Source organism: Robinsoniella sp., assembly GCF_034124845.1.
Window position 1 is genome coordinate 1 of the sequence record NZ_JAWYAJ010000397.1, and the last position, 19,225, is coordinate 19,225.

14 protein-coding genes are annotated in these 19,225 nt (G+C 42.3%); 3 read left to right on the top strand and 11 right to left on the bottom strand.

The genetic code is table 11. The features are described from left to right. The 5 genes from ACH2DQ_RS19775 to ACH2DQ_RS19795 form a co-directional block, all read right to left on the bottom strand. A partial coding sequence (locus tag ACH2DQ_RS19775; protein WP_395027990.1) for a peptidoglycan binding domain-containing protein occupies positions 1 to 1,804 on the bottom strand: 1,804 nt, incomplete at its 3' end. A 38-nt stretch (positions 1,805 to 1,842) separates the two neighbouring features. Then, the gene (locus ACH2DQ_RS19780) at positions 1,843 to 1,980 is read right to left on the bottom strand and encodes a DUF6783 domain-containing protein (RefSeq protein ID WP_394915715.1); all 138 of its coding nucleotides are present in this window, start codon (positions 1,978 to 1,980) and stop codon (positions 1,843 to 1,845) included. Between the two features lie 307 nt (positions 1,981 to 2,287). Further along, positions 2,288 to 3,715: a L,D-transpeptidase family protein gene (locus ACH2DQ_RS19785; RefSeq protein WP_394915716.1), complete on the bottom strand. Its 1,428-nt coding sequence runs from the start codon at positions 3,713 to 3,715 to the stop codon at positions 2,288 to 2,290. 393 nt (positions 3,716 to 4,108) lie between these two features. Next, positions 4,109 to 4,864 (bottom strand): N-acetylmuramoyl-L-alanine amidase, encoded by a 756-nt coding sequence (locus ACH2DQ_RS19790; RefSeq protein ID WP_394915717.1) that lies wholly within the window; start codon positions 4,862 to 4,864, stop codon positions 4,109 to 4,111. A gap of 109 nt (positions 4,865 to 4,973) precedes the next feature. After that, positions 4,974 to 6,458, bottom strand: a complete 1,485-nt coding sequence (locus ACH2DQ_RS19795; RefSeq protein WP_394915718.1) for an alpha-glucosidase/alpha-galactosidase — start codon at positions 6,456 to 6,458, stop codon at positions 4,974 to 4,976. 127 nt (positions 6,459 to 6,585) lie between these two features. On the opposite strand from ACH2DQ_RS19795, the gene ACH2DQ_RS19800 reads away from it, so the two are divergent. Beyond that, entirely contained in the window at positions 6,586 to 7,428 is an 843-nt protein-coding gene (locus ACH2DQ_RS19800) for an AraC family transcriptional regulator (RefSeq protein WP_394915719.1), read from the top strand. Between the two features lie 56 nt (positions 7,429 to 7,484). Here ACH2DQ_RS19800 and uxaC read toward each other — a convergent pair whose 3' ends face one another. Genes uxaC through uxuA form a run of 3 tightly spaced genes read right to left on the bottom strand, consistent with a single transcriptional unit; the run spans position 7,485 to position 11,663 of the window. Next, the gene (uxaC, locus tag ACH2DQ_RS19805; protein WP_394915720.1) at positions 7,485 to 8,891 is read right to left on the bottom strand and encodes a glucuronate isomerase; all 1,407 of its coding nucleotides are present in this window, start codon (positions 8,889 to 8,891) and stop codon (positions 7,485 to 7,487) included. A gap of 18 nt (positions 8,892 to 8,909) precedes the next feature. Next, positions 8,910 to 10,526 (bottom strand): mannitol dehydrogenase family protein, encoded by a 1,617-nt coding sequence (locus tag ACH2DQ_RS19810; protein ID WP_394915721.1) that lies wholly within the window; start codon positions 10,524 to 10,526, stop codon positions 8,910 to 8,912. 36 nt (positions 10,527 to 10,562) lie between these two features. After that, on the bottom strand, positions 10,563 to 11,663 hold the full coding sequence (gene uxuA, locus ACH2DQ_RS19815) for a mannonate dehydratase (RefSeq protein ID WP_394915722.1): 1,101 nt from the start codon (positions 11,661 to 11,663) through the stop codon (positions 10,563 to 10,565). 330 nt (positions 11,664 to 11,993) lie between these two features. Here uxuA and ACH2DQ_RS19820 point away from each other — a divergent pair, with 330 nt between their 5' ends. Next, a complete protein-coding gene (locus tag ACH2DQ_RS19820) occupies positions 11,994 to 12,878 on the top strand; it encodes a helix-turn-helix domain-containing protein (protein ID WP_394915723.1) in 885 nt (294 codons plus the stop codon). A gap of 246 nt (positions 12,879 to 13,124) precedes the next feature. On the opposite strand, the gene ACH2DQ_RS19825 is transcribed toward ACH2DQ_RS19820, so the two are convergent. Further along, positions 13,125 to 15,506: an HAD-IC family P-type ATPase gene (locus ACH2DQ_RS19825; protein WP_394915724.1), complete on the bottom strand. Its 2,382-nt coding sequence runs from the start codon at positions 15,504 to 15,506 to the stop codon at positions 13,125 to 13,127. Between the two features lie 385 nt (positions 15,507 to 15,891). On the opposite strand from ACH2DQ_RS19825, the gene ACH2DQ_RS19830 reads away from it, so the two are divergent. After that, a complete protein-coding gene (locus ACH2DQ_RS19830; RefSeq protein WP_394915725.1) occupies positions 15,892 to 16,905 on the top strand; it encodes a substrate-binding domain-containing protein in 1,014 nt (337 codons plus the stop codon). Between the two features lie 44 nt (positions 16,906 to 16,949). Here the strand turns inward: ACH2DQ_RS19830 and ACH2DQ_RS19835 are convergent, their stop codons facing one another. Both ACH2DQ_RS19835 and ACH2DQ_RS19840 read right to left on the bottom strand, forming a co-directional pair. Continuing rightward, positions 16,950 to 17,834, bottom strand: coding sequence for a PHP domain-containing protein (locus ACH2DQ_RS19835; protein ID WP_394915726.1), 885 nt, complete (start codon positions 17,832 to 17,834; stop codon positions 16,950 to 16,952). Between the two features lies 1 nt (position 17,835). After that, positions 17,836 to 19,128: an MFS transporter gene (locus ACH2DQ_RS19840; protein WP_394915727.1), complete on the bottom strand. Its 1,293-nt coding sequence runs from the start codon at positions 19,126 to 19,128 to the stop codon at positions 17,836 to 17,838. Positions 19,129 to 19,225 lie beyond the last annotated feature (97 nt).

Genomic DNA, 19,225 nt, shown 5'->3' on the forward strand with positions numbered 1-19,225 from the left:
TATACTGATATATATTTCCGCCGAAGCTTCCTCTCCAGTTTGCATCATGAAGCCCGATTCCGCCGTTAAACGGCATCCAGTAAGTCACCGGTGTTGCATAACTGTCTCCTGGTTTGTCACTTCTTAATACGTCCGGAGATTTCTTATAATACAGAGTATAGGTACCGCCAGGCGTTGCACAACCTGCTTTTACCATGCTTCCTGATACAAAGTCACTGGAAACTGCCACCTGTCCACCAATATACATCCACAGATGCTGCCTTGTCAGATCAATTTCTATATAATCCTGTCCCAAATCACTGTTTTCAAAACTGACTGCTGTCTGTGCAAAGGCAGGCGTTCTCTCCTGCACCGCCCCCAGTTGAATCAGCTTGGTCAAATCAACAATTTCCTGTTCCTGGTCAACCATCCAGCCATAGCTGCCGCCTTTTACCGTTACCATAGAACCGTCATTGGTTTTAAATTCTCTGGGTCTGTCATAAGTATCGTATCGATCAGCCAGCATATTTACATAATTGCGTACCTGTTCTTCATCAAAAGTTACCGTGCCCGCTTCATCGTATGTTACCCAGTCTTTAATCGTTTTTCCATCCAGTACCTCTCTTTTCTCACCAAATACATAGGTGATACTGGTTCTGCAGTACTGGTTCAGGTTATTCATTAACTGATTCAGCGGCTCATTATCCTGGCGTACAGCCGGCTGCACATAACAATCGTTCTTTTCCAGAGATACCTTCTTTTCTCCATGTTCAATCAAATCTTTCACAAGCGCCGCCAGTTTCTCATAATCAACCGTGTTGCCTTCCACCTCCGGTTCTATTTCGTAAGTGGTTTCACCAAACTTGAGAAATGCATCTTTAGGTGCCACAACATTTTTTTCATTCATACAATCCAATGCTTGTAAGGTCTTAGATAATTTTTTCTTATCATATGTGGTACTGGATTCAAATTTATAGCGGTAATTCTCCCACAGCGCCCTGGGCCAGGTATATGGGTTCTGCTGATCTTTAAAAGTCTGGACTTCGCCGCCCGATACATAGTGATATCCGATCTGGTCAGCTGTTATCTTCTCTTTTTTCTTTCCTCTTTCCAAGAGGGTAATGGTGTATTTATGGATATTATCTGCTATGGTGTTGTCCACCATCTCAACGGTCTGTTTGGACACATCCATACCATTTACCTTGGTATTAAAAAAGAATTTATCCTGGAAATAGACAGCACCTCCTATATATACTCCAAAAATGCACAGCACCACAAAGCATCCAAAACCAATAAGAATTTTTTTCCAAATCTGGCTTTTTTTCTTTGTTGGCAGGGTATCCGAAATATCCTCATTTTGTGAATCATTCACCGGCTGATTAATTTGCTGTTCGGTTTGCTGTCCCTTTTCCTGATCTTTGTGTTCAGCTACCTGGTTTTCTTTTTTTTCTTCATTCTTTTCTTGCTGATCCTGATCAATTTGCTTATTATCTGCTTCTTGGGGTTCCTGTTCATCCGGATTTTCATGTTTGTCTTGGGTTTCTTCTTTATCCTGGTACTTTTCTTTATCCTGGATTTCTTCTTTGTCTTGGATTTCTTCCTTATCTTGACTATTTCCTTTATCCTGGCTTACTTTATTATCCTGGATTACTTCTGTTTTTTGTGTTCCTTGCTTTTTTTGCTCCTCGCCGCCACCCAAATCATCATTTCTATCCTGAATATCCAAGGTTTTATCCGTGGATTCCTCATTTACATTGTTGTTTATTTCTTTCCCAACTTCGGTGATTTTCTCTTTTTCCAGTTCTTCCCTTTTTTCTTCTTTCATTTTCATCCCTCATTAATCACTCTAGAGCGTGTTTAAAATTACTTCCTGACAGCTGTGTTCCAGTTTGCAGGTGAATTGTTCCGTATATAGGACGACAAGCGTGCTATGTAACCTGAATTCGGGGCAATGATACCGCAAAGTGCAGCGTGAAGATGGCAGGAATGAATTTCAAACACGCTCTAGTAGTATGCTTTCTACTATCATATCATTTTATGCATATTAGAGAAAGTACTTTTCGATAATTTTAAGAAATATAAGAATTTTAGGTATATTTTGAATTATTGCAAAAACGATTCCCATGCATATTATGAAGCAGACATTCTGCTATACACTATTAGGTTTCTCATTCTGGATTGAAATATTCTATATCCATATTTCCATTCTTTTTGAAAAATTTATTTTATTACAACAATTTTGTCCAGACACTATACTTAAAATCCAAACCAGAAGCAAGCGCCAATTTCATCTATCCCGCCACAAAGTTTAATCATACACCACTACAGGCGTTCCCCGTTCTACGTTATCGAAGATCACCGCAGCGGCTTTGTCAGGGGTGTTGATACAACCATGGGATCCGTTCCAGAGATAAATATCATAGCCAAACGCCGAGCGGAAAGAGCCTGCATCATGAATGCCCACATTTCCATTAAAAGGCATCCAGTACGTCACCGGCTGCGCATAGTCTTCCCCTCTTAAGATCTGCCCATGTATCACTCCGTCAATCGCCCATACCCCATTGGAAGGTGTCGCATTCCCTTTGTTGGGATTGCCTGTCACGACTGGAGTATCTACCAGTTCTTTTCCATCCTTATAAAACCACATCCGCTGCTGGGATATGCAAATTTCCACGTATGTATTCCCTATATCATTTTTTCCCCTGTCTTTTCCCGTGTAGAGATAGGCAGGATCCATATTACCGGTAATTCCGTTTTTAATTGCCTCATACAATTTCTTCGTTGTAGCCGGGCGGTCGATACACCACCCATAATCACCGCCCCTTGGAAGTGTTATGGTATTTCCATCGTTCTTTTTAAATTCCCTGGAAAGCCCAAAGGTATCCGTTTCATAAGCTAACTGGCATACCCACTCCCCTACCTTATTTTCATCCAGAAAATAATTTCCGTCCATATCCTTTGAAAGCAGCTCACGGATGACACCGCGGTTTACCTCTTTTTTTCTGTCGGTAAAATCAAAAATTATATCTGCTGTGGTCAGATCATTCAACTGCTTCAATTCAGTCTGCAGGCTTCTGTCTGTGTGAAGTACCTCCGGTGATTCATAGATCCCGGATTTATCCAGATCAATGACTTGCCTGCTGGTGGCAATTGCATTTTCAACCGCTTTCCTAAGGCGTTCCCTGTTGATGGTAGTTCCAAGAATTTCAGACTGTATCTCAAAGCCATAGTCTTTTTCTACAATGACGGCATCCTGGGGTGCTATGATTTTATCTGGCGAAAAACAATCCAGGCCGTCTATCAGGTCATTTAGTACTTCCTGGTTATATTCCACCGGAAGCACAACGCTGTAATCTTTACCTTTCCCAAGAGATACCCCCCAGGAAAAACCATTTTGATTTTCTAAAATCTGTCCCACCTGCCCTTCCTGCAGATAAGTGAGCCCAAGGTTTCTGCCTGTAATGACTTCCCTTTTTCCCCCACGTTCAATCAGCTCCAGGCGGTAATCCAACAGGTTTTCCGCCATTTCATTTTCTGCTTCTTGCGCTGTCATTTTACCGCATTCGATTCCATTAATTGTGGAACAGAATATAAAGTGGGAAGAAAAGTAAGAACCAATTCCCAGATAAATACCGGTTACAATACAGACCCCTGCTGACAAAATTCCATTTACAACAAGTTTATTTTTCGACTTATCAATTATAAATTGGTATAATGCATCCCGTGAAAAATACATGCATACACCCTTTCTTATATTTCTATATTCTGCATCTTTTTATTCCCGCGAGCAACGAGCCAAGCGGACACGCTGGCGCGTCCATTTGGCGACTGCAGCGGGGTTTTTGACTGTATCCGACCTTTATTGCAGAATTCGAAACTTATATTGTTAATACATATGATTTCTCATAGAAATCAATGTATATTAAATGATCTAATTTCTGTTTCAATCAAAAAAAATTCAGAAACAAAAAAACCTCCGCCATGGATCTGAAAAATACCATAGCGGAGAAAATACCCCTTAATATTACTATTCACCTTGTATTCTTTTTATGCCTCCAGGCAGAACGTATTTGAAAAATGGCAGGAGAATTTTTCAAACACGCTCTGACTCCGGCTTTTATATCAGTTTTTAAGTAGCTAAAAAAGTAGGATATCCGTACCTGCGAAGTGTGGCTTCCATACGAATTGCATTATCCATCACTTCAAATGCACCCACCTGTACTTTGTAGTATCCGTCCTCATTGATGATAAACGCAGGAAATCCCTGGCTTTGCAGCTGCTCTAACAGTCTCTCCGCATTATCTCTTCTTCTGAAAGTTCCGGTCTGTACACGATAATAAGTAGGCTGTGACGAAGCTTCGTCCAGAGATTCCATAATTCCGTTCACGATCGCCTGGGCGATATCATCAAACCGGGTGTCAAATACCAGATTATCTTCGTCGCTGTTCATAAATCCTACTTCTACCCAAACAGCAGGCATATTTGTCCTTTTTAATACAACCAGCCCGGGACGGACTTTAACTCCCTGGTTTTTAAATCCCACTTCTTCCAATTCTCCATTTATATCATCCGCCATATCTGATTTTATACCGGAGTCATCATAAATTAAGGATTCCACACCAGAGTACTGATTTTCCACAGGGCTGGAATTCCGGTGCAGTGAAATGTAGTAGTCAGCCTGTTCCTCATTGGCAATATTTGCCCGTTCAATAGGCGTCCGGTATTCATCGTCAGAACGTGTATAGACCACTTCTATTCCCTTTTCTTCCAATAGTTTTCCCACTGCTTGCGTAAGCTTTAATGCATCATCTTTTTCCTGACGCCCCTTGTAAACAACACCGGTATCCGTACCGCCATGCCCGGCATCTAAAATAATTTTAGTCATAAAAATCTCCTCTGACATACCTTTATAATTAAGATATGTCAAAGGAGCCAGTTTGTTACTTTATAAGTTGAATTACACTTGTATCATTAGATGAATTCCTAATTTCAAATTAATTAACATTTTCTTTTGCTGCAGCTTGCGCCATACCTCTGGCTTTTTCCTTATCCTGAGACATTTCTTCTACGGATTTTTCTTTCATGGAAAATCCTTTTGCCGGGCGGTATGGCAGCAGTTCCCCCTGCATACGCCCTTTTGCCTTTGCAATTTCACCGGTATACTGGGGCAGCCATTTTTCGCCTGCTATTAACATCTCATCTACCATCTGCCTTATTTCGCCTGGTGTACATACGGCCCCTGTCAGCGGATCCATCATTGCCGCCTGATACAACAGTCTGATATCTCCGTGTACTGCTGCTTCCACGGAAAGCTTTTGAACCCACACACTCTGGGAACAAATGGCCGCACATCCAAGCGGCAGATCTCCTACCTTCGGAACAGAGATCCCATTGTGATCAACGTAACACGGAACTTCCACCACGCATTCATCAGGTATATTCGTGATACAGCCTTCGTTCATAATATTAAAATGTCCCCGGTACGGGCGTCCTGTTTCCAGACTCTCGATTATGTAACTTCCATGTTCCAAACTCCGTTCTTCCTGTTTAAATTCTTTTGCAGGTTCCTTCATCCAGTTTGGGAAGTCTGTTTCAAACCAGTTTCTGCCCTCTTTGCAAACTCTTAGATATCCCGCTGTCTCCCCCTGAATCCAACTGCTGTAGTTAATCCAATTCTCCATATCTTCCGGGCGTTTCCGGTACCAGGAAAGATATTCGGACAGATGGCCATTGGATTCTGTTGAATAATAGCCAAAGTTTTTCATAACATCCAGACGGATATTTTCGTTGTCCAGCATATCCTGCTGGTTTAACATCAATTCGTAGAGCTCCTGTACTCTTTCCTCTCCCTTTATCTTAGTGCTGATGTACCAGGTCTGGTGATTCAGTCCTGCACAGATAATATCCACATCCTTAACTTCCACACCAAATGCCTTTGCAATCTGCGCATGTCCATGCTGGACTCCATGACACAGACCATAAGTCTTAACTTTTCCATATTTATTGCATGCCCAGGTAAGCATGGCGTTTGGATTGGAATAATTCAAAAGGATGCACCCCGGTTTTGCCACCTCACGAATATCCCTGCAGAATTCCAGTAGAGTTGCAATTCCCCTCTGTCCGTACATAATGCCGCCAATACATAAGGTATCACCAACACATTGGTCCACACCATATTTCAATGGAATTTCCACATCCGTTGCAAATGCTTCCAGCATCCCCACCCTGACACAGTTAATCACATATTTGGCATTCTGAAATGCTTCTCTCCGGTTCGTAGTGGATAAAATCTTGATTTTAAGCCCGTTTTCATCAATGTCCCTCTGGCAGAGCTGTGTCACCATCTTCAGGTTTTCCTCGTTCATATCGGTAAATGCCACCTCGATGTCAGAAAACTCTTTCACAGACAAAATATCTCTTAACAAACCTCTGGTAAATCCTAAACTCCCTGCACCGATAAATGCTACTTTAAAGCTCATAGTATCCCTCCATATGGTAATTTTTTGCTATATACTTTCCGTATACCCTGTGTTATCATAATTCTATAATATACAGTTATTGGCAAATAATCAATCTGACTAATATGATAAAAGGGGTAATTTTTTGATGGCATATAACTTTGGATTTTATAACTTTTTATTTCCGGATGAACTCCAGGACCCATGCTTATCCATTAGCTGCATGGGAATCGAGCAGCGATCTAATACAGACTATTACTTCGATAACCGGAATCGGAATATCGACAGTTACCTTTTCCAATATACCTTAAAAGGGGAAGGAATCTTTGAATCTCACGGTAAACGTTTTAGCCTGAAGCCGGGACAGGGATTTTTTATACATATACCAGACGACGAAAAATATTACATGCCGGCTGATAATGAAGAGCAGCCCTGGGAATTTATTTTTCTGCTCTTAAAAGGCAGCGCAGTCTCCAGCTACTATGAACTCATCACAAAAAAAGCCGGAAAGATTCTGGATCTGCCGCTGCAAAACAGCGCCATTCAGACTCTTTTCGACTTATATAACCAAACCCAAAGCGGCAGAATGTTTCATCCGTTTCTTGCCAGTGAATTTGCTTACCGTTTTTTGTGCCGGCTCTGCCAGAGTGTCATACACAATGAAGCCGATTATTCTAACCGGACACAGGCCGCCATTAAAATTATGGAAACACAATACAATTCCATTGAAGGCATTGAAAGAATCGCAGGTCTTCTTGATATTTCCCCCAATCATCTGACACGGGAATTTACCAGAGAAACCGGCGTCCCTCCCATTAAATACCTGACAAACATCCGTTTGCAGCAGGCTGCCGCCCTCCTTCTTGAAACAGCTCTTCCCGTTCATCACATCGCTGTATCCTGCGGATTTTCCTGTGGAAATTACTTTACGAAAATCTTCCGCAAACATATGAATGTCACCCCGCAAGAATACCGGCGTGAATGGAAATAGGAAGAACATTCCGCTCCCTGGAGCGTGTTTCAAACACGCTCTGGTGACGGACGGGATTAGCTGGGTATTCCAAAATATGCAGCTGCATTTCCATAACAGATATCCTCCACTGCTTTTCCCAGGTATGCCAGGTCCGGCGGGTATTCGCCGTCCTCCACCCAGCTGCCCAGTTTTTCACAGAGAATTCTCCGAAAATATTCGTGCCTTGGGAAGGATAAGAAGCTTCTGGAGTCGGTAAGCATTCCAATAAAAGTAGGAAGAATCCCCACATCTGCAAGATCCTCCAGATGTTTTTCCATCCCGGCTTTATGATCATTAAACCACCATGCCGCCCCCAGCTGTACCTTCCCTTTTATCTGTCCTCCCTGAAAATTACCAGCCATAACAGCCAGCATCTCCATGTCATTGGGATTCAGGCAATAGAGAACGGTCTTTGGCAATTCATCTGTTTTGTCCATACTGTCCAGCAGTGCACTGATTTCAGGCGCATAGTGAAAATCATTCATCCCGTCAAAACCGCTGTCTGCCCCGGTAATCCGAAACATACGGGATGAATTATTGCGAAGTGCCCCGATATGCAGCTGCATTACCATCTGCCGCCTATGGTATTCACGTCCCAGACTGCGAAGAACAAATCCGCGGTATTTTCCAAATTCTGCAGGAGTGATTTCTCTGCCCTCCCGCTTTTTCTGATAAATCAAATCAGCCTCATCTCTGTCCGATTCCCGGTAGATATTACATTCCAGGCTGTGATCGCTGACCACACAACCCATTTTTACGAAGAAGTCTAATCTGTCTTTTAATGCATCCAGCAAAAGATCAATCGAAGCCAGTTCATATCCCACCTTTTCCCCAAGTTCCCTTATATACGGTACAAAATCATCTTTTTCCAGAGCAATCGCCCTGTCCGGACGAAAGGTGGGCAGTACCTGAATCTGATATCCCTCGTCTTTTAACTTCCTGTGGTAATCAAGGTCTTCCAGAGGGTCATTTGTCGTGCACAATGCTTTTACTTGCTGCATCTGAAGCAGATTTCGAACCGAATATTCTTCTTGCTGCAGCTTCTCATTGCACTTATCCCAGATCTCTTTGGCATTTTCCGGTGTCAGGGGCTTTGTTATTCCAAAATATCGCTGTAGTTCCAAGTGCGTCCAGTGATAAAGCGGATTACCCATAGCCGCCTGTACTGTTTTTGCCCAGGCTTTAAACTTCTCCCAGTCACTCACTTTATTTCCGGTAATCTGCTCTTCGGGTATTCCATATGCGCGCATGGCTCTCCATTTGTAATGATCACCGCCAAGCCACACCCGGCCAATATTTTCAAAACAGCAGTCCTTATAAATTTCCTCGGCGCTCAGATGATTATGGAAATCAAAAATAGGCATATTCTTTGCATAACTGTGATACAGCGTTTTAGCCGTATCATTTTTTAACAGAAAATTTTCATCTAAAAATTGCTTCATTTCATCCTCTCCCTCAATTCATACACCGGTTACCTTATTCAATAAGCTTCTTACGGCTCCGGGTCCCGCTGTCATTTCTTTTACATATGACTCTACCAGTTCTCCCATTCCCGCATCATACACATTTATGCCAAAGATCTTCTCATCAGACAAAAGAGGTTTTAGTATCCGGTGAACATCGGATTCTCCTCCCAGCTTCAGTTCCTTGATCAGGGGCATCAAAGTATCCAGCATGGGATCGGGGCTTAAGGTAAATGCATCCCCATTATCGTCTACTCCAACCAGGTAACGGATCCACCCGGCAAAAACCAATGGAATCATTTTCAGATCCTTCACATTTAACTGTTCCGATTTCTGATATGCTTTCACGGTCTCCCCAAAGCGTATCGCCAGCTTCTGGGAAGTATCCGTTGCGATTCTCTGAGGCGTATCCGGCATAAATGGATTTGGAATTCTCACATTCAAGACTTCATCTATAAACTTTTCAGGATCCAGAATCCCAGGATTGATCACAACCGGCAGTCCTTCCTCATAACCGATCACTTCCACCAGTTTTTTTAACGCGGGGTCTTTCATTTCCTTGGAAATCAAATCGTATCCCAGGAGACATCCAAACACCGCCAGGGAAGTATGCAGCGGATTTAAACAGGTGCACACTTTCATTTTCTCCACTTTATCTACCGTCTCTCTGGCAGCGAAAAGGATACCGCCCCTTTCCAGATCCGGTCTTCCATTTGGAAATGCATCTTCTATCACCAGATATTCACATTCTTCTGCATTGACAAATGGTGCTGCATAGGTATTTTTTGAAGTGACAATCTGATCCAGCTGCTCCACACCGTCTTTTTCCAGTATTTCTTTTACGGTTGGATCCGGTCTTGGTGTGATTTTATCGATCATGGTCCAGGGAAAAGATACTTTCTCTTTATCATTCACATATTCCAGGAAACCGGTTTTCACAGTTCCATTTTCTTCCCATGCTCTGGCAAAAGCTGCCACCGCCTCATATAATCTGCTTCCGTTGTGGGAACAGTTATCCATACTTACCATAGCTACCGGCTTTTCCTCTGACAGATATCTCTCATACAAAAGCGCAGCAATTTTCCCAATGTAACTCTCCGGCTTTTTCGGACCGCACTCCATATCCGCTTTCACAGACGGCAGCTGCTCTCCTTTTCCATTCACCAGGCTGTAGCCTTTTTCTGTAATGGTAAAGCTGACCATTTTCAGAGAATCTTTCTGAAAGATCTCTTTTAAACGATTATAATCCCGGTCATTATCACTATCAGCCGTAAGGGATTCCACGACGCTGCCCACCACTGTTTTCTCCACAGAACCATCTGCCTTTAAAGTGACAAGAATACTGTAATCATCGTGAGGGACATTCATTTTCCCGATTATTTCATAATCATAGCCTTCCGCAACGATCAATCCACGGTCCAGAACGCCTCTGTTCAAAAGATTCTGCACTACATTTGCCTGAAAAGCCCGAAAGATATTCCCCGCGCCGAAGTGGACCCAAAATGGATGCTCCATGGTATTTATCCGCACTGCTTCCCGGTCAAATCCCGGAAGCTTATATCCGGCTTTTTCCCAAGCCGTTCTATCCTGTAAACCAATTTTATTTAACTGCATGCCAGTTCCTCTTTTCTTTAAAATATATGAATTTATTTATTCCCGCGAGCAACGACCCAAACGGACACGCTTCAGATCGTTTTTCACAATCGCTTCCCTAAGCCCGTTGAGATAGGCAGCACCTAAGGCACGGTCATACAAACCATAACCCGGCATTGCAACTTCTCCCCAGATCATGCGTCCGTGATCCGGTCTGATCGGGCCTTCAAATCCAATCTCATACAAAGCCTTCATGATTTCGTACATATCAAATGTGCCATCACTGGATAAATGCGCCGCTTCCTCAAAATCCGTTGGGGAATTGAACTTCAAATTTCTTACATGTGCAAAATGAATCCTGCCTTTCAGGGAACGGATCATGTCAGGCAAATCATTTTCCAGATTGGTACCATAGGAGCCCGAACAGAATGTCACTCCATTATGAGGATTATCCACCATTTTCATCATTCTTAAAATATTTTCCTTATTAATAATGATTCTTGGAAGTCCAAAAACGCTCCATGCCGGATCATCCGGGTGAATTGCCATATTGATGTCATATTTATCACAGACCGGCATAATTCTTTCCAGAAAATATTTCAGGTTTTCAAATAATATTTCGCAATCCACTTCTTTATACAGTTCAAATAATTCTTTGATTTTTGACATCCTCTCTGGTTCCCAGCCCGGAAGTACAAAGCCGTTGGAATCAGAATCTATGGAAGTAAACATATCTTCCGGATTCAATTTATCTACAGTCTCCTGATTATATGCCAATACTGTAGAGCCATCGGGCCTCTTTCGCGCAAGCTCTGTTCTGGTCCAGTCGAATACCGGCATAAAGTTATAGCAAACCAGATGAATATCCGCCTGCCCTAATCGCTCAAGTGTGGTAATATAATTATCAATATAACGATCCCGGCCGCAAGTTCCCACCTTGATCGCATCATGGATATTTACACTCTCAATGCCGGACACGTGAAGCCCTGCTGCCTCCACTTCATCCTTCATTGCCTGAATATCCGAAGTACTCCACGCCTCTCCCGGAACGGAATCATACAGGGTCGTAATCACACCTGTCACCCCCGGAATCTGTCTGATCTGTTCTAAAGTTACCGAATCATGCCTGCTCCCATACCATCTCAATGTCATTTCCATAAAATCCACCATTTACCTTTCTTATGCATCGTTCCCAAGGATGTAGGCACATCCTCTGGCAAAGCTTTCTCTATTTGATAATTCTTATTATACTTTTATTACCGAAAAATCCAATTGGTATAGTTGTTGTATACATTGCAAAACTTGCTGTAACGTATTATAATAGGATTTACCCCCAAAAGGATACGATGCACTAAATCCGGTATGTTGTAACAGTTCAGACGAGCTGACCCTGTCTGAACTGTTACAGTATGTTGAACTAAATGAATTTGATAACCAAAAATCAGCTTGTGCCGGGCGGCACTAGTCAGAAAGGACTCCTACAAGACTATGAAGAAAAACCTTCAGACGGCTTTCAGCACCCGCCAATATATGCGCTCCAAAGATTTTGAAATCTATTATTACAGTGATCTGGGACTTTCACCTGTGGACTCCCACAGCCACGATTACTATGAGTTTTATTTCTTTCTGGAAGGGAATGTGAACATTTCAATCAATGGAACCCCCCACCCCGTCAGACCAGGGGACTTTTTACTGATTCCGCCGGGCACAAAGCATCACCCCTGTTTCCTTGATCAGGAGAAACCCTACCGGCGGTTTGTACTTTGGATCAGCAAAGAATACTGCAGCAGGCTCACCAACGCCTCAACCGATTATATCTACCTGATGCAGTATACCGTTACAGCAAAGCACTATGTCTACCATACGGAAGTCATTACCTTTAACGCCATACAATCCATGATCTTCCGGCTGATCGAAGAAACCAGGAACGATCGATTTGGTAAAGAATCTGAAATATCCCTTCAGATTAATACTCTGGTTCTTTACCTAAACAGGCTGGTTTATGAACAAAATCATCAGAAAACCGCCACTTCAGAAAAATCCCTGTATCTGAATATATGTAATTATGTATCGGATCACCTGGATGCAGACCTGTCCCTGGAACATCTGGCACAGCATTTTTATGTCAGCAAGTTTTATATTTCCCATACGTTTAAAGACAATATCGGCATCTCCATCCACCAGTACATTACAAAAAAAAGACTGCATGCCTGCAGAGATGCCATTCTTGGCAGTATGCCAATCAGCAGAGTTTTCGAGCAATATGGTTTTAAAGACTATTCCAGCTTTTATCGGGCTTTTAAAAAAGAATACGGCATTTCACCAAAAGACTATAAAGAAATGTATCAGCTTTCCGATGATCTTCACCAGTGAAAATCTCAGTCATAAACAAGGTCTAATCTAACCTCCGTCTAAAATGTCAATAATCTTACCTCTGCTTAATATGTCAATAATTTTATCTGCTTAATATGCCAAATGACCCGTCAAGCACTTGTGCAGATCCGTTTGAACCTGTTGGAAATATGCGCAGGGCAAATAAAATACGGCTGTAAAATCACCCAGAAGAGCTTTAAGCCCAGTTCTGATTGATTCTGCAGCCGTATTCAAGATTTCCCCAGTTTAATTAATACTGGTATAATGCTTTCTTAACTTTTCATATATTTTTTTAGAAATTTTATCCTTTAAAATGTAACAGTAGTTCACAAATCTTGCGAAACCCCGTTCCAGTACCAGTGCCATACAGATCATTGGTATCACAAAGATTACTTCCCAGCGGAATACATCATATATCCCTAACAATCCCGGAGCAATCAGAATCCCTGTACAAAATATAGCAACTACCCCAATACTCAGCACTCTTCTGAGCATATTCATAGGTTTGCATACTCGGAATACCACCAGCATACTCACCATACCGCCAACGAGAAGGTTAAAGGTAGATGTCATTGTTTCGTTCATACCCCAGAAAGGACTTAATGCCTGTATCGTACTCATAGTGAGAACCATCGTCAGCGCAGCCGGCAGCGATACCCGCAGTACATGCTTTAAGAATCCGGTGGTGGTCACACCTTCTGTCTGCTCCAGCGTTAAGATAAAACTGGGAATTCCAATTGCAGTACTGCTAATCCAGGACAGCTGAATGGGAATAAAGGGATAAGAGCGCTGTAAAAATATAAATATAACACATAATATAACGGAATAAATTGTTTTTGTTAAATACAGCGCACTGACTTTTTCAATATTTGTAATGATCATGCGGCCTTCCCGCACAATGTTCTTCATAGATGCAAAATCCGAATCCAGAAGTACAATATGGGCAACCTGCTTTGCCGCATCACTTCCCGCTGCCATGGCAATACCGCAGTCGGCATCTTTTAAAGCAAGAACATCATTGACACCGTCTCCTACCATTCCCACAACCTTCTGGTTTGCCTGATAGGCTTTTACAATGCTTTGTTTCTGCTCCGGGCGAACCCTGCCAAATACAGAATATTTTGCAACCTGCTCTTTGAGTTCCTCAAAATCTTCCGGAAGCGTGGAAGCATCCACGTAATGTTCTCCGCCTTCCAATCCTGCTTTCACCGCAATATTGGAAACAGTTATGGGATTATCCCCTGAGATAACCTTAATCTCTACCTGCTGTTCTTTGAAATATGCAAAGGTATCCTTAGCGGTAGAACGAATCTGATCAGTAATAACCACCAGTCCCACCGGTGTTACTCCGTCCACCGATCCATCTTCCTGAGACATTTTCTCGCAGCTTCCAAGAAGCAGAACACGGAAACCCTGATTGGAATAGCCATCCACCCGGGCTTTTAATTCTTCGTCATCCCGGATTAAAAATTCCGGTGCTCCAAGTACAAATGCACCTTCCTGCCCAAACCGGATCGCCCTGTATTTCCGATCTGAAGAAAAAGGAATCTTCTCTTCCACTTGCCAGAGAGTTGTTTTCTTAAAACGCTGCATCAATGCATTTTGCGTAGCATTTACGTCATCAAAAGCAAACGCTATTTCATTCATTATATTTTCAACGCGGATACTCTGCGTATCTCCCAGAGGTACCACTTCCACAACTTCCAGATTCCCAGTGGTAATGGTACCTGTTTTATCCAGACAGAGCACATTTACTCTGGCGAGAGCCTCGATTGCCTCCATTTCCTGTACCAGTGCACGCTGCTTCGCCAGTCGGCCTACTCCCAGGATAAAGGATACACTGGTAAGTAAGACCAGCCCTTCCGGGATCATTCCAATAATTCCGGCAACGGTACTGACAAGGGCGTTTGAAAAACTGATATCGTGAACGCTTTTCTGAGACCAGAATAATAAAATTCCAACCGGAATAATCAAAATACCCAGCACTTTAATAATCCGTTTAATCGTTCGCTGCATTTCCGAAGTGGCACGTTTCTTGCTCTTGGCTTTTTTCGCAAGCTCCGTAGCATAATTCTCTTCCCCCACATGTTCCACACGCCCAATGCCGCTGCCTGCTACCAGATAGCTGCCTGACATAAGAACATCTCCAGGTTTCTTCTTCACGGGCTTGGATTCCCCTGTCAACATGGATTCATTGACTTCAATCCCGTCAGATTCCAGAACAATACTATCAGAACACACCTGGTCTCCGTTTTCCACAATCAGAATATCATCAATTACCACCTCATTCACCGGGATAATGATTCTGGCACCGCTTCGGATCACCTTAGCTTTGGACGCTGTTATAACCGACAGTTTGTCAATCAGCTTCTTTACTTTTAATTCCTGGGCAATACCAATTACTGAATTAATAATAATAACGCCCATAAAGGTAATATTTTTAAATTGTCCCGATATCAGAACCAATACGCCTAATAATAGATTTAAAAAGTTAAAATAAGTCAGCGTATGGGTTTTCACAATATCCTTATTGGATTTGGAAATATTTGTATCTACCGTATTCACCTCACCCAGGTTAATACGTTTTTGTACTTCATCATCGTTCAGTCCCGTATAGTTGTTCGTCATCTATCCATCCCTTTATCCATCGTCTCTGGTATAGTATATGCCATTCCTGTACCAAGCGCCGCTGCACTTTTGCACACGGAATAAAACTTATACCTAATTATACTCTCGAGAAATTGCAAAGTCAATAAATGGCAATATTATTATTTCTTTAATAATAGGAAGAAAAGATAAAATAATCAACGAATGCTGTCTCGGAAAGAGAAGGGGGCGGACCAGGTCCTTGCTGTGCAAAGACCTGGATTCTTTTTTCTCATCTTCCCTATAAATCTGAAAAAATAACATTTTTAGATACATTTTTTATTTAACGTACTATACAAAAGCTAATTATTATTATATCATTAAAGCTGGTGTGCGCAATCATAACCACATAAAGGAGTGTTTAAATATGAGACTCAAAAAAAATTGCAAAAAATTGTTTACATTCTTATCAGCAGGCGCATTGTTTTTACTCGTTCCAGGATGTTCAGATCCGGGAAATACCGGTATCACAAAGTCCGTAATACAAGAAATCACACCTGCAAGCCCCAATGGTATTAATGTAGGGTGGTCTGTCTATACGCTTGAAAACGATTTTTTCAAACGCATGGACAAAAGTTTAAAAGAGGATGCCGGAAATTTAGGCATTACACTGCTTACCCACAATCAGAACAATGATCCGGAAGAAATGCTGCGCGGTTGCAAAAGCCTGATTGCACAGGACATTGATGCTCTGGTTGTCTCCCCCTGTTATCCGGGATATATGGAAGAAATTGTAGATCTGTCTCACGAAAAAAACATACCCATTGTCATCGTGGATATCGGTGACGGCGGTTCAGACAAGGATGCCCTGATTGTATCTGACTGCATTGCCGGTGGGGAAAAGGTGGCAGAATATGCTTTAAGTTTATTAAAAGACAATCCAGACCATTCAAAAGAAATGGCAGTACTGAAATGTGAATCTTCTGCAGTTTACGCCAATCGCCGCGGCGATGCATTCATTTCTAAGGTAACAGATGCCGGGTATAAAATAGCAGCGGTGGAATATGCCAACTCCGACGAAAACCTTGCATATACCAAAACTAAAAAAATGATACTTTATCATCCTGATATAGCCGTTCTCTTTGCAGAAAATGATCCAATGGCCCTGGGTGCTTCCAGGGCGCTGAAAGAAGCCGGCAAAGAAGATGTGCTCGTATTCGGCTTTGACGGAAGCCAGCAGGCAGTTAATGCCATTGTGGAAGGGGAAATGTCCGGAACTATGCTCCAGGATTCTGAAAAAATGGGCAAACTGGGTTTAGAAACTGCACTCCAGCTGCTAAATGAAGAGGTTCCGGCATTTGATGAACCGGAAAATAAAGTGATTTATACGGGTGGCTATCTGATTGGAAAAGACGGTGAAATGGTTCATAAAGATAAATAATCAAAACAGAAACCGTCCGGTATCAGTGCGGACGGTTTCTGTTCCTATACCTGCATTATTCTTTCCCGGATAAGTGCAGACATTTCTTCATCTGCCCCATGTCCGCCCAGACGGATGGATGGTTTTGTCTTACCGTGAAAATCACTTCCGCAGGTGATCAGAAGATTATTTTCCTGAGCTATCTCGATAAAATAAGTAATTTCCATTCTGCAGTGATAAGACGAATACGCTTCGATACCATCCAAATCCATTTTGACTATCTGCTGTAGGAAAGCATAGTCTCCCTGCAGATTCTGTCCGGGATGTGCCAGGACGGCAATCCCTCCTGCAGCATGAATCAGGTCAACAGCTTCTTCCATGGAAATGTATTTTATGGGCACATATGCCTGTTTTCCCTGTGAGAAATAATCCCAGTAAAAGTTTACAAAAGGATTGTCTGAGCGTTTTCCACCGGGCCGATACGGTAACAATATAGGATTATCCTTTGCATTTTCCTTTTTAAGCAGCAATTCTGCAATCAATTCTCCTGTTACAACACCATCTACTGAAACACCAAGTACTTCTTCCACTCCAATAGGAATCCCCGTCACTTCCCGGATAAGCTCAATTTTTTTCTCTGCTGCACTGCGTTCTTGTACAAGAATACTCTGCTCAATCCCTGCAAACACCGGATCCGTACACTCAAAGCCATAACCCAGCAGATGAAAGTTCCGCCCCATGCAGACACAGTCCAACTCTACTCCGGATATAACCTTTAATCCAATTTGACCCGCCAATGCCTGGGCTTGTGCTACACCTTTTACGGTATTGTGATCCGTAATGGACAGGAAACCGATGCCCGACTGTTTACACATGTTCATAATTTCAGGAACAGAAAACGATCCGTCATCACTGTAATTGGAATGGATATGCAAATCTGTTTTTGTCATGTCAGCAACCTCCTTCTAAAGTAATTTTACATCCTTTGCTCTTTACACTCATCATCAGAATCTGCAGTAATATTATTGCAGCCGTTGATATTGCATATAAAAGCCGGATGTTTCCAAATTGAATCACTTCAGCCAACCATGAACTGGATTCCAGAAAACGTTTCACACCACCTCCGATAACAGGTCCCAAAATAAATGCCAGCCCCACCGCAGCACTATAAAAATTATCGTACAAGATCCGCCCCTCTACCGGCATAAGCTCATATCGCCGGTTAAATACAGAAACCATAAACCCGGCATTCGCTGCTGAAGCAAATAAAAATGCGACAGGAATAAAGAAATAAAAGTTATGGGGATTCGATAATGCCATAAAAAATGTTTCACCTATAAAAAACCATATAGATGCAGTAAGTGCAAATTGATGTCCTCTTCTGTCACTCACTTTCCCCCAAACGCCCAACAGGAAGACCTGCGGTAATGAGATCAACATTTGCATACCAGTCGTTGTGACATAGGAAAGCTTCAGATAACGCATCATATATACTACCGTAAAGCTGTCAGCAATGGAAAGCATCAGGTAGAAGAAAAAGATATATACTACAAATGCCAAAAACAGGCGGTTTTTTATGGGCAACAGAACCATATCTGAAAACCTGCTTTTCTCCACCGGTATTTTTCGCCGTTCTGTATCAGGAATACGAAGTAAAGTCAATATTTCCATAACCCCCATAAGCATTGCCACCGAAAATAAAATTATAAATCCAATATATGCACCCGATACCGCATCAAGCAGCCTGCCTCCTGCCAGAGACAAAATAACCGTTGCCCCTAAAACAAAAGTCTGTCTTACCGCAATATACCTGCCGCTCTTTTTTTCCTCCACAAAAGTGACCATCCAGTTATTCAGAATAACGGCTGTCTGAGCCTGTAAAGTAAATGCTGTAACCATTACCGGTATAAAAATTATAATCTGAAAATTAGCCGGTATTAATACCGGGATTAAAACAATCAGCAATGTTGCAGCTTTAGATAAAACTGTTAATCCAATGGTTATCTTCCTGTAACTGTAAAACCGTTCCATAAAGGAAGAGAATAAGAGAATTGATATCCCACAGATATTCGTTATCATACTGATATAACTCACCAGCAAATCGCTTGCTCCCATGTATATAGCCAGACCGCTTAAAAAAACGCCGCTGGTTAAAAAAGTAAAAGAAGTGCCGAAAATAACCTGAGTATGAAATGATCTTTGCACTTTTGACAGTGCAGGCAGCTCCGCAGCAGTATCCGTCATATGATATTTACCCCCTTACCAGCATTATATCCGCAAAAATCTGTTCCGCAGTTAAATAAGCGATTCCTTCCAGATAATCTTGCCAAATATCCTCTGC

Excerpts from the sequence above, each read along its gene's own strand:
- ACH2DQ_RS19785 (WP_394915716.1), bottom strand. The coding sequence starts at position 3,715 with ATGTATTTTTCACGGGATGCATTATACCAATTTATAATTGATAAGTCG.
- ACH2DQ_RS19790 (WP_394915717.1), bottom strand. The coding sequence starts at position 4,864 with ATGACTAAAATTATTTTAGATGCCGGGCATGGCGGTACGGATACCGGT.
- ACH2DQ_RS19795 (WP_394915718.1), bottom strand. The coding sequence starts at position 6,458 with ATGAGCTTTAAAGTAGCATTTATCGGTGCAGGGAGTTTAGGATTTACC.
- ACH2DQ_RS19800 (WP_394915719.1), top strand. The coding sequence starts at position 6,586 with ATGGCATATAACTTTGGATTTTATAACTTTTTATTTCCGGATGAACTC.
- uxaC (WP_394915720.1), bottom strand. The coding sequence starts at position 8,891 with ATGAAGCAATTTTTAGATGAAAATTTTCTGTTAAAAAATGATACGGCT.
- ACH2DQ_RS19810 (WP_394915721.1), bottom strand. The coding sequence starts at position 10,526 with ATGCAGTTAAATAAAATTGGTTTACAGGATAGAACGGCTTGGGAAAAA.
- uxuA (WP_394915722.1), bottom strand. The coding sequence starts at position 11,663 with ATGGAAATGACATTGAGATGGTATGGGAGCAGGCATGATTCGGTAACT.
- ACH2DQ_RS19820 (WP_394915723.1), top strand. The coding sequence starts at position 11,994 with ATGAAGAAAAACCTTCAGACGGCTTTCAGCACCCGCCAATATATGCGC.
- ACH2DQ_RS19825 (WP_394915724.1), bottom strand. The coding sequence starts at position 15,506 with ATGACGAACAACTATACGGGACTGAACGATGATGAAGTACAAAAACGT.
- ACH2DQ_RS19830 (WP_394915725.1), top strand. The coding sequence starts at position 15,892 with ATGAGACTCAAAAAAAATTGCAAAAAATTGTTTACATTCTTATCAGCA.
- ACH2DQ_RS19835 (WP_394915726.1), bottom strand. The coding sequence starts at position 17,834 with ATGACAAAAACAGATTTGCATATCCATTCCAATTACAGTGATGACGGA.
- ACH2DQ_RS19840 (WP_394915727.1), bottom strand. The coding sequence starts at position 19,128 with ATGACGGATACTGCTGCGGAGCTGCCTGCACTGTCAAAAGTGCAAAGA.